Source organism: Chloroflexus sp. (assembly GCF_034435895.1).
Taxonomy (GTDB): Bacteria; Chloroflexota; Chloroflexia; order Chloroflexales; family Chloroflexaceae; genus Chloroflexus.
The window spans coordinates 1-23,359 of the sequence record NZ_DAOTWH010000349.1 but is presented as its reverse complement, the minus strand read 5'-3'; the positions used below and the strand labels follow the sequence as shown (position 1 = coordinate 23,359).

The 23,359-nt window shown below is 59.3% G+C and carries 16 protein-coding genes; 11 read left to right on the top strand and 5 right to left on the bottom strand.

Features of this window, described 5'->3' with window-relative positions:
* Window positions 1–2: 2 nt before the first annotated feature.
* The 4 genes from U9R81_RS19175 (at window position 3) to U9R81_RS19160 (ending at window position 5,087) form a co-directional block, all read left to right on the top strand.
* Entirely contained in the window at window positions 3–1,097 is a 1,095-nt protein-coding gene (locus tag U9R81_RS19175; RefSeq protein ID WP_322497017.1) for a DegT/DnrJ/EryC1/StrS family aminotransferase, read from the top strand.
* A 92-nt stretch (window positions 1,098–1,189) separates the two neighbouring features.
* Window positions 1,190–2,536: an NAD(P)/FAD-dependent oxidoreductase gene (locus tag U9R81_RS19170; protein WP_322497016.1), complete on the top strand. Its 1,347-nt coding sequence runs from the start codon at window positions 1,190–1,192 to the stop codon at window positions 2,534–2,536.
* 8 nt (window positions 2,537–2,544) lie between these two features.
* Window positions 2,545–4,023 (top strand): sugar transferase, encoded by a 1,479-nt coding sequence (locus U9R81_RS19165; protein WP_322497015.1) that lies wholly within the window; start codon window positions 2,545–2,547, stop codon window positions 4,021–4,023.
* Between the two features lie 29 nt (window positions 4,024–4,052).
* Window positions 4,053–5,087, top strand: coding sequence for a Gfo/Idh/MocA family oxidoreductase (locus U9R81_RS19160; RefSeq protein WP_322497014.1), 1,035 nt, complete (start codon window positions 4,053–4,055; stop codon window positions 5,085–5,087).
* A gap of 47 nt (window positions 5,088–5,134) precedes the next feature.
* Here U9R81_RS19160 and U9R81_RS19155 read toward each other — a convergent pair whose 3' ends face one another.
* From U9R81_RS19155 to U9R81_RS19140, 4 genes are all read right to left on the bottom strand, one after another.
* A complete protein-coding gene (locus tag U9R81_RS19155; protein WP_322497013.1) occupies window positions 5,135–6,700 on the bottom strand; it encodes an ATP-dependent acyl-CoA ligase in 1,566 nt (521 codons plus the stop codon).
* A 75-nt stretch (window positions 6,701–6,775) separates the two neighbouring features.
* The gene (locus tag U9R81_RS19150) at window positions 6,776–7,201 is read right to left on the bottom strand and encodes a hypothetical protein (RefSeq protein WP_322497012.1); all 426 of its coding nucleotides are present in this window, start codon (window positions 7,199–7,201) and stop codon (window positions 6,776–6,778) included.
* A 6-nt stretch (window positions 7,202–7,207) separates the two neighbouring features.
* A complete protein-coding gene (locus U9R81_RS19145) occupies window positions 7,208–8,845 on the bottom strand; it encodes a hypothetical protein (protein WP_322497011.1) in 1,638 nt (545 codons plus the stop codon).
* Window positions 8,838–11,735 carry a PAS domain S-box protein gene (locus U9R81_RS19140; protein ID WP_322497010.1) on the bottom strand — a complete coding sequence of 966 codons (2,898 nt, stop codon included), beginning with the start codon at window positions 11,733–11,735 and terminating at the stop codon, window positions 8,838–8,840. The genes U9R81_RS19145 and U9R81_RS19140 overlap by 8 nt, the downstream gene beginning before the upstream one ends.
* Window positions 11,736–11,930: 195 nt before the next feature.
* Here U9R81_RS19140 and U9R81_RS19135 point away from each other — a divergent pair, with 195 nt between their 5' ends.
* The 5 genes from U9R81_RS19135 to U9R81_RS19115 are packed head-to-tail and all read left to right on the top strand — an operon-like array spanning window position 11,931 to window position 20,777.
* Entirely contained in the window at window positions 11,931–13,367 is a 1,437-nt protein-coding gene (locus U9R81_RS19135; RefSeq protein ID WP_322497009.1) for a GAF domain-containing sensor histidine kinase, read from the top strand.
* A gap of 2 nt (window positions 13,368–13,369) precedes the next feature.
* A complete protein-coding gene (locus U9R81_RS19130; RefSeq protein ID WP_322497008.1) occupies window positions 13,370–17,002 on the top strand; it encodes a PAS domain S-box protein in 3,633 nt (1,210 codons plus the stop codon).
* Between the two features lie 13 nt (window positions 17,003–17,015).
* Entirely contained in the window at window positions 17,016–17,414 is a 399-nt protein-coding gene (locus tag U9R81_RS19125; protein WP_322497007.1) for a response regulator, read from the top strand.
* Window positions 17,395–19,605, top strand: coding sequence for a response regulator (locus tag U9R81_RS19120; RefSeq protein ID WP_322497006.1), 2,211 nt, complete (start codon window positions 17,395–17,397; stop codon window positions 19,603–19,605). Before U9R81_RS19125 ends, U9R81_RS19120 begins: the two co-directional genes overlap by 20 nt.
* Window positions 19,602–20,777, top strand: a complete 1,176-nt coding sequence (locus tag U9R81_RS19115; RefSeq protein WP_322497005.1) for a response regulator — start codon at window positions 19,602–19,604, stop codon at window positions 20,775–20,777. Before U9R81_RS19120 ends, U9R81_RS19115 begins: the two co-directional genes overlap by 4 nt.
* 60 nt (window positions 20,778–20,837) lie before the next feature.
* Here U9R81_RS19115 and U9R81_RS19110 read toward each other — a convergent pair whose 3' ends face one another.
* Window positions 20,838–21,503, bottom strand: coding sequence for a hypothetical protein (locus tag U9R81_RS19110; RefSeq protein ID WP_322497004.1), 666 nt, complete (start codon window positions 21,501–21,503; stop codon window positions 20,838–20,840).
* 267 nt (window positions 21,504–21,770) lie between these two features.
* On the opposite strand from U9R81_RS19110, the gene U9R81_RS19105 reads away from it, so the two are divergent.
* Entirely contained in the window at window positions 21,771–22,505 is a 735-nt protein-coding gene (locus U9R81_RS19105) for a metallophosphoesterase family protein (RefSeq protein ID WP_322497003.1), read from the top strand.
* Between the two features lie 5 nt (window positions 22,506–22,510).
* Window positions 22,511–23,359 (top strand): aspartate aminotransferase family protein (locus U9R81_RS19100; RefSeq protein WP_322497002.1); only part of this gene is annotated, 849 nt, incomplete at its 3' end.

Genomic DNA, 23,359 nt, shown 5'->3' with positions numbered 1-23,359 from the left:
CTATGATCCCGGTTGCCCGTCCTCTGATTGGGCGCGAAGAAGAAGAGGCCGTCCTCGCTGTGCTGCGGTCGGGCATGATCGCGCAAGGGCCGGAAGTGGAGCGGTTCGAGACTGAATTTGCCGCGTTGTGCGGCACACGCCATGCCGTTGCCGTCATGAATGGCACCGTCGCGCTGTACCTCGCGCTCTTGGCCCACAATATCGGGCCAAGTGATGAAGTGATCACGACGCCATTCAGCTTCATCGCCACCGGCAACAGCATCTTGATGGCAGGCGCGACGCCGGTGTTCGTCGATATCGATCCGCACACCTACAACATCAATCCCGATCTGATCGCGGCTGCGATCACCTCGCGAACGCGGGCGATCATGCCAGTGCATCTCTACGGGCAACCAGCTGATATGGCGCCGATAATGGAGTTAGCGCAGCGGTACCATCTGGTCGTGATCGAAGATGCCGCGCAAGCGATTGGCGCGACCTACCGCGGCCAACCGGTCGGCAGCTTTGGGGTTGGGTGTTTCTCGCTCTACGCAACGAAAAACGTGACCAGCGGCGAAGGCGGCATGATCACGACCAACGATCCGGCCATTGCCGATCGGTTACGGTTGCTGCGCAACCATGGCAGCCGGGTGCGCTACTACCACGAACTGCTTGGCTATAACTTCCGGATGACCGACTTGCAGGCGGCGATTGGCCGGGCCCAATTGGCCAAGTGCGATCGGTTCAATTCACAACGGATCGCGAACGCCGCGTTTCTGAGCGAACAGATTCGCCACCCAGCCGTCATTACGCCCTTTGTCCAACCCGATGTGCGGCACGTCTTCCACCAGTACACTATCCGGGTGTTAGGCGATCGCGACGCGGCGATCAAACAACTGAATGCAGCCGGCGTCGGCACGGCGATCTTCTACCCGCTGCCGATCCCGCAACAACCGCTATACCGCAAGTTAGGCATTGAAGCTGAAACCCCGGTAGCTGATCGGGTGGCGCGGGAAATTATCGCTTTGCCGGTGCATCCGGCGTTGAGCAACGACGAGCTACACCAGATCGCAGCGGCGGTCAATGCGTTGACCGTGAGCGAGCCAGTGACCGCCTAGCAACGTCGTGACACCAGTACCTGCGATGACCGGTCTTGATGCTGCTGGCGGCGGGACATGGGTAACGGGGTCAAGAAAGGGAGATGCAATCAATGGTCGATATTATCGGCGGCGGCATTCTCGGGCTCAGCCTTGCGTATGAGCTGCTCAAGCGCGGCACACCGGTACGGGTGTGGGAGCGCGCCAGCACGCTCGGCGGGCTCATGGGCCGCACGCGCTTTCCTGAGCTTGGCGGGATGGAGTGCGATCGCTATTATCACGCGATCCTCAGTAGCGATCGCACCCTGATGAACCTGTTCGATGAGCTTGGATTGCGCAGCCGCTTGCGCTATACCGCGACCAAGATGGGCTTTTACCACGACGGCGCCATCTACCCGATGTCAACGCCGCTCGAGTTTCTACGCTTTCCGCCGCTGCGCATGATCGATCGCCTGCGCCTCGCCTACACTATTCTTGCCTGCCGCCAGATCAAAGACTGGCGCCGCCTCGAACAACTCCCGGTCGCCGAGTGGCTCACCCGCCTGAGCGGTGAGCGCACAGTGCGCCATGTGTGGGCGCCGCTGCTGCGGGCCAAGTTCGACGGCGATTTCAGCCAAGTGCCGGCCACCTACATCTGGTCGCGACTGGTGCGCACAACCGATACCCGCACCAAAGGCGGCAGCCAAGAGTTAATGTGCTACCTGCCCAACGGCTATCAAGAGCTGATCGATGCGCTGGCGGAGGCCATCCGGCAGCGCGGCGGCCAGATCGAGCTGAACGCGACGATTGACACGATCAAGGTTGAGGATGGGCGCGTCAGCGGGTTGGTGGTCAATGGTCACGAAATTCCAGCCGACCATGTGGTGATTACGGCCCAAACCCCGATTGCCCGCCGGTTGTTGCCACCGGAAGCGGCAGCCGTGTCAGCGCGGTGGGGCCAACTCGACGGCTTTTTGGGCATCGTCTGCATGCTGGTCGTGCTGCGCCGCCGGCTGACGCCCTACTACACGCTCAATATCACCGACGAGCGCATTCCGTTCACCGGCGTCATCGAGACGACCAACTTGATCGATCCGCAATATGTGGGCGGGTATCACCTCGTCTACCTGCCGAAATACGTCGCCGCTGACAGCCGGTTTGCCCGTATGCCTGACGATGAGTTGCGGCACGTCTTCCTTGGCTATCTGCGGCAGATGTTCCCCGATCTGCGCGACGATGACATCGCCGCAATCCGGATCGGGCGGGAACGGTATGTGGAACCGATTCACCCGATTGGCGCAACCGACTTGATCCCGCCGATCACCACTGACATTCACGGTCTGTTCCTTGCCAATACCGGCCAAATCTACCCGCAACTCACCAACGGCGAATCGGTCTGCGCCTTTGCGCGCTCGGTAGCAGAACAGATCCAGCCGATCGTTACCCGGCATCCATCGGCAGCCGCTTTATCACTCGCCTGAGGTGAGGTATGAGCCTGACCAGTGTTGAGCTAACCAAACCAACCGCCATCCATTTTGACCGCGAGGTCATCTCGTACCGGAAGCTGGCGCTAATCGGCGCGCTGATGGCAGGCGACGCAGCGGTGATTACCGTAAGCTTCCTGCTCGCGTATGCGGTGCGCTTCTTCACCAACTTGCCCATCTTTGCCGAAGGCGCCATGCAACCAGAGTTTTATAGTCTCTTGATTGCAATGCTGGTGCCCGGCTGGATCGCGCTGTTTGCGATGCATGGGTTGTACCAGCGCACGGCCCTGTTCAACGGCACCCACGAATACAATCAGGTCTTCAACGCCGCCAGCAAAGGGATGCTGCTGGTCGTGATGCTCACCTTCTTTTTCCCGGATATTGTCGTGGCCCGCGGCTGGTTGGTGATGAGCTGGATCCTCTCGTTTAGCTTGACGATCGCGTGGCGGTTCGGCTTCCGCCGCATCGTGTACTGGCTGCGGCGGCGCGGCCATCTGCTTGAGCGCGTCTTGTTGGTCGGCGCTACGGAAGAGGGCCGGGCCATTGCCGAGCAATTGCTGGCCGAGCAACGGGCCGGCGCGCAGATTGTGGGTTTTATTGATGACCGGTTGCCGGTGGGGAGTGAAGTGATTGCCGGCAAGGCGCGGGTATTAGGGACAACCACTGATTTTGCGCGACTGGTTAAAGAACAGAATGTTGAGACGATTATTATTGCCGATACCAACTTGATCCGCGAACGCCTGATCAACCTCAATGGCGCCATGGATCTGCTGAACCAACTCGAAGTGCGGTTAGCGCCGGGGTTGTTTGATCTGCTCACAATTGGCGTGCAGGTGCACGAGCAAGGCGCGGTGCCGCTCTTGAGCCTCAACAAGACGCGCATTACCGGCTTGCATGCGATCGGGAAGACGATCATCGATCGGGTAGGGGCGCTGGTTGGCCTCATCTTGCTCGCGCCGCTGTTTCTGATCGTTGCCATCGCGATTAAGCTCGATAGTCCCGGCCCGATCTTCCACCGCCGGCGCGTGATCGGGGTCGGCTACCGCGAGTTCGATGCCTTCAAGTTCCGCACCATGTACGTTGACGGCGACCAGCGCCTCACACCGGAACAGCGGGAAACATTGCGCACCCACGGCAAGCTGAAGGACGATCCCCGGATTACGCCGATCGGTCGCTTTTTGCGCCACGCGAGCATTGATGAGCTTCCGCAACTGTTCAATGTGTTGTTGGGCCAGATGAGCTTGGTCGGGCCACGCATGATCACCGCCGGCGAGATGCATCACTTCGGACGCTGGCAGCATAACTTGTTGACCGTGCGACCGGGCTTGACCGGGTTGTGGCAGATCAGCGGGCGGAGCAATCTCGGGTATGAGCATCGCGTCCGGCTCGATATGCACTACATCCGCAACTATTCGATCTGGTTGGATTTGTTGATCATTTATCGCACCATCCCGGCGCTCTTGAAGGGCGAAGGGGCATACTGATCACACGTCATAGCACGGGGAGGGGAGCCATGGAACAACGGACACTACGGGCAGCGGTAATCGGAGTCGGCAGCATGGGTCGCAACCACGCGCGCGTCTACGCGAGTATGCCGGGGGTCGAACTGGTTGCAGTGTGTGACACCAATCTCGCGGCTGCGAACAGTCTGGCCAGCATCTACCGTTGTCACGTCTACACCGATTACCACGACATGCTGAGCAGCGAGAATCTCGATCTCGTGTCAGTAGTGGTGCCGACCAAATACCACTTTGCGGTGGCGAGCGCGGTGATTGGGCATGGCGTGCATGTGCTGATTGAGAAACCAATTGCCGCGACTGTCGAGCAGGGTTGGATGCTGATCGAGGCAGCGCAGCGGCAAGGCGTGATCCTCACTGTTGGCCACATCGAGCGGTTTAACCCAGCGATCATCGCGCTGAAAGAGCAATTGAACAACCACGAGTTAGGCAACCTGTTCCAGATTATGTCACGCCGGGTTGGCCCCTTCCCGGCCCGGATTATGGATGTCGGCGTCGTAGTTGATCTCGCGACGCACGAGATCGATATTCTCAACTACCTGATCGGTTCACCGATCACGCGGATGCATGTCGAGTTGCACCGCCACCTGCACCAGAGCCACGAAGATATGCTCTCGGCGCTACTGCGGTTTGAAAATGGCATGATCGGCGTGCTCGACATTAACTGGCTGACGCCGACCAAGATCCGCGAGCTGAGCGTCGTCGGCGAGCGAGGGATGTTTGTGGCCAATTACCTTACTCAAGACCTGACCTTTTACGAGAACGATTCGTGCCAAGGGCGGGCATGGCCGGAATTGGCGCTGATTGGGGTCAGCGAGGGTCGCAGCATCCGGCTGAAGGTGCCGCGACGCGAGCCGCTGTACGAAGAGCTGCGCAGCTTCTGCGAAGCAGTGCGAAACGGCGCCGAACCGGTCGTCAGCGGTGAGGCAGGCGTGGCAGCGCTGACGATCGCCAATCAGATCGTCGAGGTCGGCTTGCGCGAGCAACCGGCAGCGGGATTGATCGAGCGGGCGTTGATCGTGGGGATGTAGGGCGGATCTGATGCGGGCGGATTTCAAACCCGCCCGTACCTTATCTCTCACATCGAACGCTTGATCCGGTAGCCAGCCGCCTCACGATCCCACGCCGCACCCACCCCCTCAGCTTTGAGCTTGTACTTCTCGACCCGCTCGGTCGCCGTTTTAGGCAAACTGTCACGGAATTCGATGTAACGCGGCACGGCGAAATAGGCCAGCCGTTCTTCGCACCAGTGCACCAACTCGAGCGGATCGAGCGTCGCGCCGGGGCGCAGCACCACCACCACCTTGACCTCTTCTTCACCCAATTCGCTCGGCACACCGACCGCGGCGCTCTCAAGCACGGCTGGGTGCGCATTAACTGCCCGTTCAACTTCCCATGACGAAATATTCTCGCCGCGCCGCCGGATCGACTGCTTGAGCCGGTCGATGAAGATCGCGTACCCCGCCTCATCGAGCCGGCCAAGATCGCCGGTATGGAACCAGCCGCCGCGCATTGCGGTCGCGGTCTGCTCAGGCTGCCGGTAATACCCCATCATGATGAGATTGTCACGCTGCGGGCGAATCGCGATCTCGCCGGGAACGCCGGGTGGGAGCGGGGTATCGTCGGGGCCAACGATCGCCAACTCAAACCCCGGCATCGCGATGCCGAAGGTACCCGCTCGCACCGCGTCACGCGGATTGGCGACGCAAAAACCGGTGGTTTCGGTCAGGCCATAGCCTTCGATGATGGTCAGGCCAAACCGCTCTTCAAACGCGCGCCACAAATCGGGCGGGGTGGCCGCGCAGGCCGCGATGCGTACCCGGTGGGTACGGTCATTGGGCGAGGGCGGCTGTTTCATTAAGATCGGGATCATCGCGGCCAGCAGATTGCAGATGGTCGCGCCGAGATCGGCCAATTGCCGCCAGTAGCGCGAGGCGCTGAAGTGGTCGAGCAGCGCGATCGTCGTGCCGCGGTAGATCGCCGGCAACACGGTATGGGCCTGCGCATTGATGTGGAAGAGCGGCAGACTGGTGCCAAAGACATCATCCGCTGTCGCGCCGATCATGACATCGGCGAAGAGCGCCGCCGAGTGGAGGTAGGCGTGATGATTGAGCATCACCCCTTTGGGTGGTCCGGTAGTGCCGGAGGTGTAGAGAATGCTGTGCAGATCGGTCGCATTGCCGGGAGCAGGAACGGCGTGCTGAGCTGCGGCAAGCAGCTCGTGCCATGCGAAACTGCCCGGCGCTGTCGCCATACCCCGCACCACGAGATGGCGCAACGCCGGCAAGCGATCGCGCATCGCCTCGACGCGATCAACGAACGGTTGCTCGATCACCAGCACTGTCGCGCCGGCGTGGTCAAGGATGTAGTGCAACACATCACCCTTGAGGTGAATGTTGATCGGCACCGTCACAGCGCCGAGACACGCGCAACCAAACCATGCCCACAGGTAATCAGGCGTATTACCGAGCATCAGCGCAACCCGATCACCGGGACGCACGCCAAGCTCGGCAAAGACACCAGCGGCGCGCCGGGCTAGTCCGGCTGCTTCGGCGTAGCGCCACTCTTGATCGGCAAAACGCAAGAAAACGAGATCAGGCTGGCGTTCGGCTTGCGAATCGAGAGCGTGCCAGAGTGTCTGCATAGGCGGATTCGTGCAACTTAACGCGGATGATTAGGGTTATTGTACTGCATGTTGAGGGCGACGTATGCATCGCCCTTACGGACGTTCGTGTTCGCCCATCGCGGCCAGTAACTGCTCATCGCGGCAATCGCTGCTGATGCTCAGGAAGGCCAACCAACCCATACCGGCAACCACCAGCGCCAACGGCAGCCACGATGCATCGAGCGCCGGCCAGAACGCGCTGAGGGTAGCGACCGCGCCGCTGCCGTGCAACTGGTACCACTGCACGCCAAGGCCCATCACGCCAAACGCACTGACTTGCAACGGACGCAGGCGCGGGCCATCAATCCGGCACGAGATAGTGGCCCGTTGGCGCCAATGAGTAATCACGCCGCCGCCGATCAAGCTTACGGCCACACCCATGCCGCCACCACCAGAGCCAAGCGCCAGCTCTAACCCGATCGCGACTATCAACCCCGCTATGATAGCTATACTCCAACGCACCCATCGCTTGGCAAACATCGTGTGCTACTCCAATTTCACCGGCCCCAACTCAGATTCAAGCACATGCACTGCTGTGCGCAAGACCTTAATGCGGGCATACTTCTTATCTTCCGCCTCGACGATCGTCCACGGCGCAACTGGTGTACTCGTACGGAGCAACATCTCATCGGCTGCTTCGAGATAGAGCGGCCACTTATCGCGGTTGCGCCAATCTTCATCGGTCAGTTTCCATGCCTTATACGGCACATTCTGGCGCTCTTCAAACCGGCGCAGTTGCTCTGCAGGACTAATATGCAGCCAGAACTTGGCGATAATCGCGCCGAAATCGACCAACTGGCGCTCGAATTGATTGATCTCGGCATAGGCCCGCCGCCACTCATCGGGCCGGGCAAAGCCTTCGACTCGCTCAACCAGCACCCGGCCATACCACGAACGATCGAAGACGGCAAACTGGCCGCGGGGCGGCAAGCGGCGCCAGAAGCGATAGAGGTAGTGGCGCGCTTTGTCGTCGCCGGCAGGCGCGGCAATGGCATGCACCGTATAGGCGCGCGGATCGAGTTCGGCGGTCAGGCGTTGGATAGCGCCGCCTTTGCCGGCGGCATCCCAGCCTTCAAACACGAATACCACTGGACGTTTTTGATGGTAGACCTGCAAGCCGAGCAGATACAGTTTGGCCTGCAACTGCTTTAATTCGCGGTGATACGTATCGTCATCAAGGTGCAAACTCAGATCGATGCGCTGCAACGGCCCCGCAGCGCGCAGCAGCGGCGCAGCGGGCGTGGTGACGACTGGCGTCGGGGCCGGTTCGAGCTGGTGGTTCGGCATAGCAGCAGGCATAGCCACCACTGCTGCCGGTTTGCCATCAGCCGCGCCGAGCACCGGCATCCGGATTGCCATATTATAGCGTCGCAACCCCACCCCACTATCGTCAATGCTGGCGCCGCGATCGGCGGCAGTGATCCCTAACCGGCTTTCCAATGCCCCCACAATAATTTGCAGCACTGTCAAGCGTGCATAGCGTTTATCAGCGGCCGGAATGATATGCCACGGCGCAAAGGCGGTATCGGTGCGCGCCAGCATCTCTTCGACCGCGCGATACACGCGCCGGTAATGCCGGTTCTGCCAGCAATCCTCTTCGGTCACGCGCCACGCATTGAGCGGATCGGCCAACAGCTTGGCAAACCGGCGCGACTGCTGTTTTTTGGTAATGTGCAGCCAAAACTTGAGGATCAGCGCGCCATCGTCAGCCAATTGGCGCTCGAAGATCGCCGCGTCTTCGCAGCGAGTGCGCCACTGATCGCGATCGCCGTTGGTGGTGTAGGCAGCTAGCAACTCACGATACCACGAACGGTCAAAGAAGGTCATCTGGCCATAGCTCGGCACCTTCAGCCAGAAGCGGTACAACCACGGATACTGTTGTTCATAGGTGCGGGGAGGCGTGATCGAATGCACGCGAAAACCGCGCGGGTCGAGGCGGCGGGTCAGGGTGGCGATCGTGCGGGCCTTGGCGGTGCCGGCCCAACCTTCAAAGACGAAGATGGTCGGGATGCGGGCATCAAGCAACATCTGCTCAAGATCAAAGAGCCGCACCTGCAATTCGGGAGCAGTCTGCTGATATTCCTCTTTGCCGAGCGTCACATCGGTATTACAGCGATCAAGCATGGCATGATTCCTCGCGGGTAAACCCGTCCCACGAATACCCATTCTCGACATAGAGCGCCAAAAACACCTCAACCACGTGCGGATCGAAATGGCTGCCGGCCTGTTCACGGAGATAGGCCAACGCGCGTTCCGGCGACCAAGCCGCCCGGTACGGGCGATCGCTGGTCAGCGCATCGTAGACATCAACTACGGCAAAGATACGCGCGGCCAAGGGAATATCGGCGCCGCGCAGACCACGCGGATAGCCGGTACCGTCCCATTTCTCGTGATGGCACCACGGGATGGCCAGCGCTGGGGCAAGGAAGGCGATCGGGCGCAGCAATTCAACCGCCAGCGTGGGATGGGTGCGCATAATTACCCATTCCCGCTCATCGAGCGGGCCGGGCTTATTCAAAATCGCATCGGGAATGCCCATCTTGCCAATATCGTGCAGCAACGCACCTCGCCGGATATGCACCAACTCTTCGTCCGCAAACCCCATTCGCTCGGCGATGCGCATTGTCAATTCCGTTACACGGCGCGAATGGCCTTCGGTCTCGTGATCACGCAGGTCGAGGGCCCGGGCCCAGCCTTCGATGGTGGCATCACAGGCCGCGCGCAATTCGTCATTGGCGCGCTGGATCTGCTCGAACAACTCGGTGCGGCGCAGCGCGTTGCCGACCCGTTCGGCAGCGGCAACCAAGAGATCAACCATTTGTTCCGAGATAGGATGAGCGCAGACCAATGTCGCCACTGCATAGCAATGATCGGTAGCGCAATCAACACAGCGGAATGGCACGATAACAATTTCACCATTGGGCATCAGATCAGCCGGAGCAGATTCGCGCAACAAGAGACAATTGCCCCACTGTTTTTGCCACCTTGGCAACTGATCGGCCAAACGATCAAAGCGGACGGCATCGCCGCACACCTGCTCGATCTGCCATTCATCATCCAGCTTCCGCCACAAGGCCACTGCATCGGCTTGGACTATTTCATACAATTGACGAACCAGCACCCATGCCAACTCGGATCGGTTGTGAGCGGGGCGCATCGCCTCACCCAACGCATCAATCACCGCCTGCTTCCGTTCGCGTTGCACGCGCTCGGAAATATCTTGCCTCACGGCAATGAAATGCTCGATCACGCCATCGCGCTTGACCGGCGTAATGGTCATCTCTTCATGGTACAGCGAACCGTCTTTACGACGGTTGATCAACTCGCCCCGCCACGGCTGGCCGCTAAGAATTTGCGCCCACATCGCGGCGTAAAACGACTGATCATGCTTGCCTGAGCGCAGCAGACGGGTATGCCGGCCAATGGCTTCGGCAACTGGATAGCCGGTCAACACGGTAAATGAGGGGTTCGCCCATTCAATCACACCGTGAATATCGATAATCACAATCGCTTGCGCCGATGCATTCAGCGCCGTGCGCAGCAGATCGAGCTCAGCTTGGGCTTTTCTGCGTTCGGTAATATCGCGGATCACGCTCAGCAGCACTCGTTCGTTGCCAATATCAGCGCCAATCGAACTCACCTCAACCTGAAATACGCTGCCATCGCGGCGCAGATACGTCGTTTCAAACAAAATCCCCTGCGTATTAGCCTGCGTCATCTGATCACGCACGATCTGGCGCGTCTCAGGCGCGCGTAAGTCAAAAATCGTCTTGGCGCAGAGTTCGGCCCGGCTATAACCATACGCGCGTTCGGCAGCGGTATTGGCTTCGAGGATTTGGCCGTCACGCGCCCGGACAAACAGGACAATATCACGGGCATGGGCGCTCAGCAGCTCGTAGCGCGCCAGCCGGGCCGCCGCTTCGACCTGCGCCGTCACATCGCGCGCAATCCCTTCGATGGCGCCATCAACCACCACAAAGCGCACATCGAGCCAGACATACTGGCCATCGCTCCGGCGGGTGTGCAACAGAATCTGGCCGCGGCCTTGGGCGATCAAGCGTTCAACTTGCTCGATCTGCGGTTGATCAATGAATTCGCTAAACGCCGGCATCTGCGCGAGCAATTGTTCCGGCTCATAGCCAAGAATAGCGCGCACCGCCGGATTGACGAGATCAAGCTGTGGCTGTGGCACGAGCACATAGCGAAAGATAATATCAGGCGCTTGTTCAGCCAAGCGGCGAAAACGGGCTTCGCTCTGGTGAAATGCGGCTTGAGCCGCATCACGTTCAATGGCGCGTTGGCGCGATTCGACGATCCGGGCCAAATTCCCGGCCAACAACATGCCAATATCAATCACTATGTCACTGAAAAAGGTCGGCTGCCCAGCATACAGATTCAGCGTCCCGATCACCCGGCCATCAATATGCAACGGCAACGCCGCCGACGATCGCAACCCGCGCGGCAAGGCTTCATCACGCCATGGCTTCATTCGTGGGTCAGTCGCAATATCGGCGGCGACTGCCGGCTGGCCGAGCCGCAACGTCATTCCGGTCGGGCCCCGACCACGCTCAGCGTCATTCAACCGGATCTGCACCAAATCTACATAACCGCTGGCCGGCCCCCAGCGCGCTACCGGCACAACTTGCTGCGTTGCCGGATCAACCAGTCCAATCCATGCGAGACGCAAACCAACTTCTTCGACCGCCAACCGGCACACTTCCTGCTCAAAGATCGGTGACGGCGGCGCGTTAATGGATAGTTGATGCAGCCGGGTGGCTAACCGGCTCAAGCCGCGTTGCAAATCGATTTGATGCCAAAGCTGGGTAATGAAGCTATAGCCGAACAAGGCACTGGCGGCGATAAAGCCGATATCGAGCGGCAATCGCTTCCAAGACGGTAGCGCTTGATCTTGCTGCATCCAGAGATGCACGATTAAGAGCCATATCGTCACGAGCAGGATATAGCCGCCAGTGAAGCGAACACAGTATTGGACTGGAAGTGATTTATTCTTCATAGCATCACCAGCGCAAGGTGAGTGCTTGCGTGATAGTATTGTAACAAATTCATGTAGCGAAAAGAGTACCAATTAACCGGTTATGAGCGCAATTGTCGCAACTTGCGCCTTTCGTAGCTAAACAGCAATGTTATGGAAAGATTAGTCACGTATAATACACCAAAGAGTCGCCGCACCAGTCCAAGGAGTCGCGTCATGGCATCAATCACCGATGACACCGCCGATGAGATCGAACGACTCGTCGCAATTGCCGAACACCTGCGCGATGGCGACTTCGCGATTGAAGTACCAGCAGTGCAGAGTCACGACGAACGGATCAGCCGGCTGGCGGCCTCGCTCCGCGAATTGGCGGCCAGCCTTGCCCGCCGCCAGCGCGAGATCGAGACCCTACACCGCATTACCACCCGCATCAATGCTGGTCTCATGCTCGATGAGATCCTCGATGGCGTCTACAACGATTTTCGTGAAGTGATTCCCTACGAGCGAATCGGGTTTGCCCTGCTCGAAGACGGCGGTAAGGTGTTGCGCGCGCGCTGGGCTCGCACCAGCTTGCCGGCAGTCCATTTGAAACGCGGTTACTCAGCGCCGATGGCCGGCAGTAGCCTTGAGGCGATCATGCAGACCGGCCAACCCCGGATTATCAACGATCTGGTGCAGTATTTGCGCCGCAAGCCCGAATCGGAATCAACCCGTCTGATCGTCAATGAAGGGATTCGCTCTTCACTGACCTGCCCGCTGATCGCTAACGGCGTGCCGGTCGGCTTTATCTTCTTTTCGAGCGTCAAAGCCAACACCTACACCAACGAGCACGTCGAACGCTATATGCAGATCGCCGAACAGTTATCGGTGATCGTGGAAAAAGGCAACCTTGTCTCGCAACTCGCCGCCCAAAAAGAGCTGCTCGAAAAGCAAAACGCCGAACTTCGCCGCTTGTCGGCGCTCAAAAACAACCTGCTCGGCATGGTTGCGCACGATTTGCGCAACCCGGTGGCGATTATCCAGATGATGGCCGCTATTCTGCGCAACCAACAATTACAGCGCCCGCCGGAAGAGCGCCAGCGCATGCTCGATGACATTTATCGCCAGACCGAACACATGCTGGCGATGCTGAATGACCTGCTCGATCTGAGCCAGATTGAGAATGGCACGGTGACGATTTCACCCGAACCAGTAGCGATCAAGTCGGTGTTAGAAGAGACGATCAACCGCCACCAGTTATTAGCCAACCCCAAACAAACCCGCATCGAACTGGCGACGGCGATTGATGGCACCGTCTATGCCGATCCCTTGCGGCTGCGCCAAGTGCTTGACAACCTGATCTCGAACGCCGTGAAGTTCTCGCCTCCCGGCAGCACCATCACGGTGAGCGCCGAACGCGATGGCGACTGGTGGAAATTTGCGGTCTCTGATCAAGGGCCGGGGATTAGCCCCGATGAACGCAGCCGGCTGTTTGAAGCATTTAGCCAGTTGTCAGCCCGGCCAACCGGCGGCGAAAAGAGCACTGGTCTGGGGCTGGCCATTGCCCGGAAGGTGGTGATGGCTCACGGCGGCGTGATCGATGTTTCGTCAACACCGGGACAGGGCGCAACCTTCTGGTTCGCTTTCCCTGTCGCTCTCCGCGAAGAGGCTTGACTATGGCGCGCATCTCACCGATTCAACGACTGACGCGCACGTATATCGGCGGGCTGGTGATGATTGCCTTGCTCGCGATCGGCGGCTACGCGCTGCTTGCGATCAATTCGCAGCGGCTCTCGCAGTACGATACGCTGCTCGTTCTGACCCACCGCCAGCAGATCCGCGCCCAACAAACGGCGCTGCTCGCCACCGAGCTGGCTCTATTTGCCAATGCCTCGCAGGCGGCTTCGATCCGGGCCGAACTGCGCACACTGAGCGCTGAACTGCTCCAGACTCACCAACGATTGCTAGAGGAAGCGCCGGCAACCCCGATTAATCATCTGACGCCGGCGCTTGATCGCTTTCTGGTTTACGTCAACAACTTAGTTGAAGCGCCACCCGATCAACTCAACCGGGACAATCTCGATCTGTACGCCATTCAGACCAACCTGATCACAGTGCAGAGCGATCTGAGCGCCATTAGCAGTCTCTTGCTCATGCAAAGCCAAGCCTTGCGCGATCAGGTTTCGCTGATGCAAGCGGGTGTGCTGGCGATGATCCTGCTGCTCTTGACGACTGGCGGGTTGCTGGTCATCCACCCCTTTGCCCGCAGCGCCCGCCGCGAAGCCGACCAACTGCGCATGCTTTCGCTGGTGGCGCGCTATACCGACAACGCGGTAATCATCACCGACCGCAACGGTCTGATCGAATGGATCAACGAAGGCTTTACCCGCATTTCCGGCTATACTCTCGATGAAGTGCGCGGGCGGGAACCGGGTGAGTTTTTGCATGGGCCAGAAACCGATCCGGCCACGGTGGCCGCAATCAGCCAAGCACTGCGCAACGGTGAGTCGATCAAAGCCGAGATCGTCAATTACACCAAGCAAGGCCGGCCCTATTGGCTCGCCCTCGACATCTCGCCAGTTTACGATGATCAGCACAATCTCACCCACTTTATCGCGATCGAGTCAGACATTACCCATCAAAAAGAGATGGAGCGTATGCTGCGCGCGGCGTTGAAAGAGAGCCGTGACGTGATGAACGCGCTTGATCAATCAGCGATCTTATCGATTGCTGATCCCGAAGGGCGCATCCTCGAAGTGAACGAACGGTTCTGCGCGATCACCGGCTACCGGCCTGATGAATTAATCGGGAAGGATCACCGCATCTTCAAATCGGGCGTGCATCCGCCGGAGTTTTTTGCCGAGATGTGGAACACGATCAAATCCGGCCACATCTGGCGCAACGAGATCTGCAACCGGGCTAAAGATGGCCGCCTCTTCTGGGTCGATACGACCATTGTGCCGTTTATCGGCGAAAACGGCCAGCCCGAACGCTACCTTTCGGTACGTTTTGACATCACCGCGCGCAAGAAGAGCGAGGAAGAGCTACACGCCAGCGAAGCCCGCTATCGCTCGGTGATTACCGCGATGAGCGAGGGGATCGTAGTGATGAATAAGGCTGGCGTGATCGAGACCTGCAACGCTAGCGCCGAACGGATTCTCGGCCTGACCTACGACCAAATAGTGGGCCGCACCAGTTTCGATCCGCGCTGGCAAACGATTCACGAAGACGGCAGCCCCTTCCCCGGTGAAGAGCACCCGATCATGGTTGCGCTCACCACCGGACGTCCGCAGAGCGATGTGATTATGGGTGTACACAAACCAAGCGGCGATCTGACGTGGATCTCGATTAACTCGCAGCCGCTGTGCGATGACCATGGGCAGGTTTACGCCGCCGTCGCCAGTTTCCACGACATCACGGCCCGCCGCTTGGCCGAACAAGAGTTGCGCTTCCAGAAGACGCTACTCGAGTGCCAGACCGAAGCCTCACCCGACGGCGTGCTGGTCGTTTCACCCGAACGGCGTTGCCTTTACGCTAACCGGCGCTTCCGCGAGATGTGGAGTCTTGATGATCTTCCGATCGAACAGACGACTTGCGCGGCTAGTATGGACGCTATGCTGGCCCAAGTCAGCGATCCAGAGCGAGTGCGTAACGAAATCGAGGAACTCTACGCCAACCCGCACCTGACCGGCAAAGCCGAGATTGAGCTGAAAGATGGCCGTACCTTCGAGCGCTACAGCGCGCCGGTGATCAGTGCCGAAGGCGATTACTACGGCAGAGTCTGGTTCTTCCGCGATGTGACCGAACGGCGGGCAGTCGAGCGAATGAAGAACGAGTTTGTGGCGGTTGTCTCGCACGAACTGCGCACGCCGCTGACCTCGATCCGCGGTTCGCTTGGCTTGCTAGCAGGCGGAGTGGCCGGTGAATTGCCGCCCCGCGCCGCGGCGATGATTGACATCGCACTCAAGAATAGCGAGCGGCTGGTGCGGCTGATCAACGACATCCTCGACATCGAGAAGATCGAGTCGGGCAAGATGGTGTTTAAGCTGCAACCGGTCGTCCTCGACGAGCTGGTGCGGCAGGCGATCGAAGCCAACTGCGGCTTCGGCCAGCAATACGATGTCAAGATTGAATTGACCACCACCCTGCCCAATGTGCAGGTGTATGTCGATCCCGACCGGATGACGCAAGTTTTCACCAACCTGATCTCAAACGCGGTGAAATTCTCGCCGGCGGGCGGGAAGGTGGAAGTGGCGATCGGGCGCGAACCGCAAGGGCGGGTGCGGATTACCGTTACCGACCACGGGCCGGGGATTCCGGTCGAGTTCCGCGATCGCATCTTCCAAAAATTTGCGCAGGCCGATTCATCGAACACCCGCCAGCAAGGCGGCACCGGCCTTGGCCTGAGCATCAGCCGGGCGATTGTCGAGCGGCATGGCGGCCAGATTGGCTTCGTCACCGCCACCGGCGTTGGCACGAGCTTCTACGTTGATTTGATTGAATATCGGGCGAACACCACCTCCTTGCCGATGCCGGCAGCACCAAAGGACGCGCCAAGGATCTTGATCTGCGAAGACGATCCCGACATTGCGGCGCTGCTGTCACTGATGTTGCAGCAAGCCGGCTATGCCACCGACGTTGCCTACACCTTAACCGAAGCGCGTGAACTCTTGCAACAACGCGACTACCGGGCAATGACGCTCGATCTCATGTGGCCGAACGAAGACGGCAGCGCCTTTATCCGCGAAGTGCGCGACAAAGCGCGCACGCACAATCTCCCGATCGTGGTGGTATCGGCGCGAGCTGACGAAGAACAAACGATCAGCGGGGAAGGCGTTGATGTGGTAGACTGGTTGCCAAAGCCGATTGATCAACAACGGTTGCTCACCGCGTTGCGCCGGGCAGCGCGCCATGCCGGCGCGAGCCGCCCCCAAGTGCTGCATATCGAGGATGACAGTGATGTGGTTGCCGTCGTGCGGCTGTTATTAGCTGATATTGCCGAGGTACAACAGGCGGCCACCATCGCTGAAGCGCAGCACTTGTTGTGTAACCAAGCGTTTGATCTGGTGATACTCGACCAGAATTTGCCTGACGGCAACGGGATCGATCTCTTGCCGCTGATCGAGCGCCAGCAACCGCCGCTGCAAGTCATTCTCTTCTCGGTACGCGATCGCGACCCGGACATTGCCAATCGCGTCGCCGTCACGCTGGTCAAATCACGCACAACGAATACCGAACTCTTGACTGCCGTGACGCGCTTGCTTGATCAGGCTGCTCCAGCCGCGTCCTCGCCCACATCGCCTAGGTAAGGGAGAACCGCGTATGGCATCACTCCAGAAAATCCTCTTCGTCGAAGACGATCCGGATATTCAAATGGTAGCCCAATTAGCCTTAGAAGCCGTTGGCGGCTACACCGTGCAGATGTGTAGTTCAGGCGCTGAAGCGTTGGCGGTGGCCGAACAATTTGCGCCTGATCTAATCCTGCTCGATGTGATGATGCCGGGGATGGATGGACCAACGACACTGACCGAACTGCGTAAGAAGCCGGCACTGGCACAGACGCCAGTGGTCTTTATGACGGCGCGCGTCCAGCGCCACGAAGTCGAGCAATACTTGGCGCTAGGAGCAGCCGATGTGATCTCGAAGCCCTTTGATCCGATGAGGTTATCAGCGCAAGTGGCTGCAATCTGGATGAAAGCCTATGAAACCCGATCCCGCTGAACAGCTTGAAGCGTTGCGCCGGCGCTACGCCGCGCAGATTAACGCACGGGTCGAGGCAATTGTAGCGGCTTGGCGCCAGCTCGAGCAGAGCCAGTGGGACAAGACGGTTGGGATGGAAACCCGCCAACTTGCTCACAAACTGGCCGGCTCGGCGGCGATGTTCGGTTTTGCCGATTTGGGTGCGGTTGCCCGCGAGATTGATATTGGGTTGAAAGAGTGGCTCGAACATGACCAGCCCCTCGATACCGCCGCGCGCCACGCTTTGGCCCAGCAGATGATGCTGTTGCAGCGGATGGTGAAGGAAGGCAAAGTGACGACCGTCTTGCCGGAGTCGGCAAAGGAAGGGAAGGTGACGACCGTCTTGCCGGAATCGGCATCTGAACCCCCGCCGGCGCCAACCCCCGCCGATCAACCATCGGTGCCTTTACCGCCGCCGGCAACACCATCCCAGCCGCCAGTCATCCCGTTCGTATCATCATCACGGGAACCGAACTGTCGTCCGCATACGATTATCTTGGTGGAAGATGATCAAGAGTTTGCTACCAATTTGAGCGAACAGCTTCGGCTCTTCAACTACGATGTCCATCTCGTCAATGATCTGGAAGGCTTGCCAACGCTGGTGCGCGCGCTCAATCCGGCGGCGATTATGATGGATGTCGTCTTTCCCAGCGGCGATCTCGCCGGCACTGAGGTGATTGCCGCCATTCAGCGCGAGCGCACGGCGCCGGTGCCGGTCATTTATATCTCGCAACGGGATGACTTTACGGCCCGCTTGGCGGCAGTGCGCAGCGGCGGGCATGCCTATTTTACCAAGCCGGTAGACGCTGGCCGGTTGATCGACGCGCTTGATCGCCTGACCGGGGCGGAAGAGAATACGCCGCTGCGGGTGTTGATCGTTGATGATGATCCCGCTTTTGGCCAGCATTGCGTACAGAGTCTGGAATCCGCCGGGATGTACGCGCACGCGATTGCCAACCCGCGCGAGACGCTCGACCAGTTGCAAGCCTTCCAACCCGACCTGATCATTCTCGATATGTACATGCCGATTTGCAGCGGCAAAGAGCTGGCCAGCGTCATTCGCCAACAAGATCGCTACGTGGGCATGCCGATCGTCTTTCTGTCAGCCGAAACCAACCGCAGCCAACAGCAATCGGCTCTCTCGCTAGGGGCTGATGACTTTCTCTCGAAACCTATCACGCCAGAGGATCTGGTCGCCGCAATTTCGGCTCGCGCCAGTAGAGCGCGCTCCATCCAGCGTTTTCTCTTACGCGATGGTCTGACCGGCCTGCTCAACCATCAGGCCGTCGAGGAGGAATTGACCCGTGATTTTGCCCGCGCCGAACGGTTACACCAACCGCTGGCGATTGCGATTATCGATATCGATCATTTCAAGCGCGTGAACGACAGCTATGGCCATGTGGTCGGCGATCAGGTATTGCGCAGCTTTGCCCGGCTCCTGCAACAACGGTTACGGAAGAGCGATCTGATCGGGCGGCACGGCGGCGAAGAGTTTTTAGTCGCTTTACCCAATACGTCCGTCATTGAAGCGCGCACCCTGATTGACAGCATCCGCAACAGCTTTGCCGCCCTCCGCCACTACGGGCCGGCAGGTATGTTCAGTGTCACCTTTAGCGCCGGCATTGCCGGCTATCCGCAGCATCGCAGCCAGATCGGGGCGATGCAGGCCGCTGACACCGCCCTGTACCAAGCGAAACGGGCCGGTCGTAACCGGGTGGTGGTTGACACGACCAGCAGTGAAGCCCCTTCGGCACTCACAATCCCTGCAACCGTACCCTCGACGGCCAGCCAGCAATTCAATTGGCGTGCGCTGATCATCAGCGCTAATGGCATTCAGCGCCGGTTGCTGCGCCAAGCACTGACCGAACACAACATTATGTACGATGTGATCGACACTGTTGAACATGCGCTTACATATACATCAACCATTCCACCCAACCTGATTCTGGTCGATATGACGCAGATCGAAGGGGTGCGAACCCCGCACCTGATGTCGCTGCGCGATTATTTTCCTGCGGCGCGGGTCGTGACGATTGCGCCAGCGGCGGCTGAACCGCGCGCTGCTGCCACGATCGCCTTCGGAGCCGATGACTATCTTTTGCTCCCGCTAGCGGCGGGGGCTTTGCCAGCCCTGCTCGATCGCCTGTGTACATCCGAGAGGAGTCATTCATGAAACTGCCAACACTGCTCATCGTTGATGACGACGATGCTGTCGCCGAGATGCTTGAGGTGATGTTGCGCAATGCCGGCTACGAGGTGCGGCGGGCAGTTAGCGGCGAAGAGGCATTGCAGCAGATTTACAAAGCCCCGCCTGATGCCCTCATCTGCGATGTGCTGCTACCCGGCATTGATGGCTATACCCTCTGCAAGCGCGTGCGCCAGCATCCGTTGACCAAAACGCTGCCGATCTTAATGTTGACGGCGCAGGGCGACATTAGCGCCAAGATCGCTGGCTTTGAAGCAGGAGCGAATGATTATCTCGCCAAGCCGTTTGAGCCGCCAGAGCTGGTCTACCGGGTGAAAAACTTGCTCGCCCGCGCGGCCAGCGAAGCGCCAAGCGCACCGTTGCGACGGGGCAAGATTATTGCCGTATTTGGCGCGAAAGGCGGCGTCGGCAAAACCACCATGGCGGTATCGCTGGCGCTCGCCATTCGCTTGCGCACCCGGCAGCGCGTGATTATTGTCGATGCCGATCTCACCTTCGGCGACATTGCCGTTCATCTCAATATTGCGCCAACCCGCAGCATTGTTGACATTGTGCGCAGCGGCGATGAGATTGAGCGTGAAATGGTTAATCAGGTGCTGCTGCCTCATCCTTCCGGCTTGCAGGCCCTGCTGGCGCCACCTCGCCCCGAAGAGGCGGAATTGGTGAGTCCCGATCACATCACCCGGATTCTTGATTTGCTGGCCGTCAGCGCCGATTATGTCGTCGTTGATTGCCAAACGAGCTATGACGATCGCACATTGTCGGTGTTTGATCGGGCCGATCACGTCTTGCTGGTGATTACGCCCGAAATTGGCCCGCTCAAGAACACGAGCCTGTTCCTGAACTTGGCAAACCAGTTAGGCATCAACCCTAACGCGATCAGCATTGTTTTGAACCGGGCCAATTCAGGCGTCGGGATCGGCGTCAGCGAAATCGAGCGCGTCTTGCGGCGCAAGATCAACTTCCACGTTATCAGCGGCGGCCAACCGGTCGTGACATCTGTCAATCGGGGAATGCCGCTGATCCTCGAACAGCCGAAACATCCTTTTGTGCAGCAAATGTTGTACATTGGCGACCAGTTAGTGAAGCAGTTGGGAGGCGCACCAGCGCCGCAAGCAACCGTGCCGGCGGCGGGATAAAAACGCAACCATACTATGGAGTGCGGTAGTTGAACTACCATACTCTAGATGCGCCATCGCTTACGGAGTCGTTGTAGGCGGCGCTTCGGTTGGTACTTCCACCGGTGCTTCGGTGGGCGCCGCAGTGGGCACTTCCGTGGGCGCCGCAGTGGGCGCTTCGGTGGGCGCTTCGGTGGGCGCTTCGGTGGGTGGTAGGTCTGGCGTGGCAGAGGGCAGCTCTACCGGTGGCAATTCCGGTAATGGCGTTGGGGTGGCCGTGAAAAACACCGGCGGCGGTGGGATAATAATCGGAATCGTCGGCGTGTTCGTCACTGGGATCAACTCGTAAGGCGTCGCTGTCGGCGACGGGATCAACGTCGCGGTTGGTGAAGCAAGCACCGTGGGCGACAACGTTACCGTAGGCGAGGGGGATTCGGTAACAGTCAGTGAAGGCATCGTCATAGTCGCCGTCGGCGGCGGCGCTACCGTGGGGCCGGTCGTAGCCGGAGCCGCAGTTGGATTGAGCATGGCGCCAACAAAGGCGATGCCACCCAACGCATACCCGAACAAGACCAACAGTAACACCGCCAATAACACACCGTAGATGACGCGATCGCGCGGCGTTAGGCCGGCAAGCCATACCCGTAGACCGCTTGCAGGTGACGCTGCGACCGGCGCTAGCGCCGCCGGTGCTGTCCCGGACGGCGCAGTCGCTGTTAGCGGGGTGGACGTTGTAGGTAATGGCATCCCCATGTATAATGGGCAACGTACATGGGACGCCGACAAGCAATAGCGAACTTGATAGTCAGGTTCAATGTGAGGAATCTCTTGCGCCTGCCCGGCCGCATAGCAGCGATGCTCCGGCGTCGGCGACGCAAACCGGATCGCTTGATTCTGTTTTAGTCCAAGGTACGGGCAGTGTCCTGACGGTTCCACCATAACGGCGACGCTCCTGATAACTGGGTCGCTGCCAATTATACGATCTAGCTGCGAGCATCGTCAAAACGTAAAAATATGCGGATTCTGATCCTCTCTGATATTCATTCCAACATCGTTGCACTTGAAGCAGTGCTAGCCGATGCCGGTTCGTTTGATGCGTTGTGGTGCCTTGGCGACACGATCGGCTACGGGCCGGCGCCGAATGAGTGCATTGAATTGATGCAGCAACACGCCACGGTTATCTTAACCGGCAACCACGATTTGGCCTGTCTGGGCAAAATCAGTCTCAACGACTTTAACCCCGATGCCCGGCGGGCTAATCTCTGGAACGGCGCTCAACTCAAACCGGCGAACCGAGAATGGATGTTGCCGCTCCAACCAACCCATACGGTTGACAATCGTTACCATCTTACGCACGGCAGCCCGCGCGAACCGATCTGGGAATACCTGCTCATGCCATCGCAGGCGCTCGCCAACCTCGAATGGTTTCACGAACCGGTCTGTTTCATTGGGCATTCGCACGTCCAGTTTGCCTTTCGCTGCCCCAACGACGAAGACCGGTGCGAGCGGATTATGCCGGAAGGAAACAGCCAAATCACGCTCACCAGCGATGCGCGCTACTTCATCAACCCCGGCAGCGTCGGCCAGCCGCGCGATCACGATCCACGCGCCGCCTACGCTATGTTCGATACCGACAAGCAGATCCTGACGTTTAAGCGGGTAGCTTACGATGTGCAACGCACCCAAGAACAGATGCGCAGCTATGGCTTGCCGGCGGCGCTGATCTATCGCCTCAGCGCAGGGATGTAATGCGTATGTCACTCGAACAACTCTACCGCCAACGATTCGCCGGTTCGGCTGTCTTGGCCGAACGCGCCTTGCAACGCTTTCCCGGCGGCGCGACCCACGACGGTCGCTACGCCGATCCCTTCCCTCTCTTCATGGAACGCGCCAACGGGCCGTATAAGTGGGATGTGGATGACAATCGGATGATCGACTATTGGTGCGGCCATGGCGCACTGTTGCTCGGCCACGGCCACCCAGCGATTGTCGAGGCGATCGAACGGCAAGCGCCGGTGTCAACCCATCTTGGCGCTAGCCACCGGCTGGAGCTCGAATGGGCCGATCTGATCGCTGAACTGATACCGGGAGCTGAGCGCATCCGATTTACCGCTTCGGGCAGCGAAGCAACCACGCTGGCGCTGCGCCTTGCCCGCGCTATTACCGGCAAGACGACACTGATCCGGTTTGCCGGCCACTTTCACGGTTGGCACGACGCGCTGGCCCCCGGCGCCGACCCCGATGATCCAAATCGCGGCGTGTTGCCAGAGACGTTGGCAAGCTTGATTATTTTGCCAACGGATCTTGAGCAGGTGGAAGCAACACTAGCCTCGCGCCATGATGTGGCGGCAGTGATCCTCGAACCAACCGGCGCGTCGTACGGCTCTATCCCGTTGCCCGCCGATTTCCTGCCCGGCCTGCGCGAGCTTACCCATCGCTACGGCATCTTGCTCATCGCCGACGAAATCGTCACCGGCTTTCGCGTCGCTCCCGGTGGGGCCTGCGCACGGGCCGGCATCACCCCCGATCTGGTCTGTCTGGCTAAGATTGTGGCTGGCGGCTTGCCCGGCGGCGCGCTCGCCGGCAGGGCCGAGCTGCTCGAC

Bases quoted from the DNA above. Each gene is read 5' to 3' on its own strand.
- U9R81_RS19175 (WP_322497017.1), top strand. From the start codon at position 3: ATGATCCCGGTTGCCCGTCCTCTGATTGGGCGCGAAGAAGAAGAGGCC.
- U9R81_RS19130 (WP_322497008.1), top strand. From the start codon at position 13,370: ATGGCGCGCATCTCACCGATTCAACGACTGACGCGCACGTATATCGGC.
- U9R81_RS19145 (WP_322497011.1), bottom strand. From the start codon at position 8,845: ATGCTTGATCGCTGTAATACCGATGTGACGCTCGGCAAAGAGGAATAT.
- U9R81_RS19155 (WP_322497013.1), bottom strand. From the start codon at position 6,700: ATGCAGACACTCTGGCACGCTCTCGATTCGCAAGCCGAACGCCAGCCT.
- U9R81_RS19120 (WP_322497006.1), top strand. From the start codon at position 17,395: ATGAAACCCGATCCCGCTGAACAGCTTGAAGCGTTGCGCCGGCGCTAC.
- U9R81_RS19105 (WP_322497003.1), top strand. From the start codon at position 21,771: ATGCGGATTCTGATCCTCTCTGATATTCATTCCAACATCGTTGCACTT.
- U9R81_RS19165 (WP_322497015.1), top strand. From the start codon at position 2,545: ATGAGCCTGACCAGTGTTGAGCTAACCAAACCAACCGCCATCCATTTT.
- U9R81_RS19160 (WP_322497014.1), top strand. From the start codon at position 4,053: ATGGAACAACGGACACTACGGGCAGCGGTAATCGGAGTCGGCAGCATG.
- U9R81_RS19125 (WP_322497007.1), top strand. From the start codon at position 17,016: ATGGCATCACTCCAGAAAATCCTCTTCGTCGAAGACGATCCGGATATT.
- U9R81_RS19135 (WP_322497009.1), top strand. From the start codon at position 11,931: ATGGCATCAATCACCGATGACACCGCCGATGAGATCGAACGACTCGTC.
- U9R81_RS19110 (WP_322497004.1), bottom strand. From the start codon at position 21,503: ATGCCATTACCTACAACGTCCACCCCGCTAACAGCGACTGCGCCGTCC.
- U9R81_RS19150 (WP_322497012.1), bottom strand. From the start codon at position 7,201: ATGTTTGCCAAGCGATGGGTGCGTTGGAGTATAGCTATCATAGCGGGG.
- U9R81_RS19115 (WP_322497005.1), top strand. From the start codon at position 19,602: ATGAAACTGCCAACACTGCTCATCGTTGATGACGACGATGCTGTCGCC.
- U9R81_RS19140 (WP_322497010.1), bottom strand. From the start codon at position 11,735: ATGAAGAATAAATCACTTCCAGTCCAATACTGTGTTCGCTTCACTGGC.
- U9R81_RS19170 (WP_322497016.1), top strand. From the start codon at position 1,190: ATGGTCGATATTATCGGCGGCGGCATTCTCGGGCTCAGCCTTGCGTAT.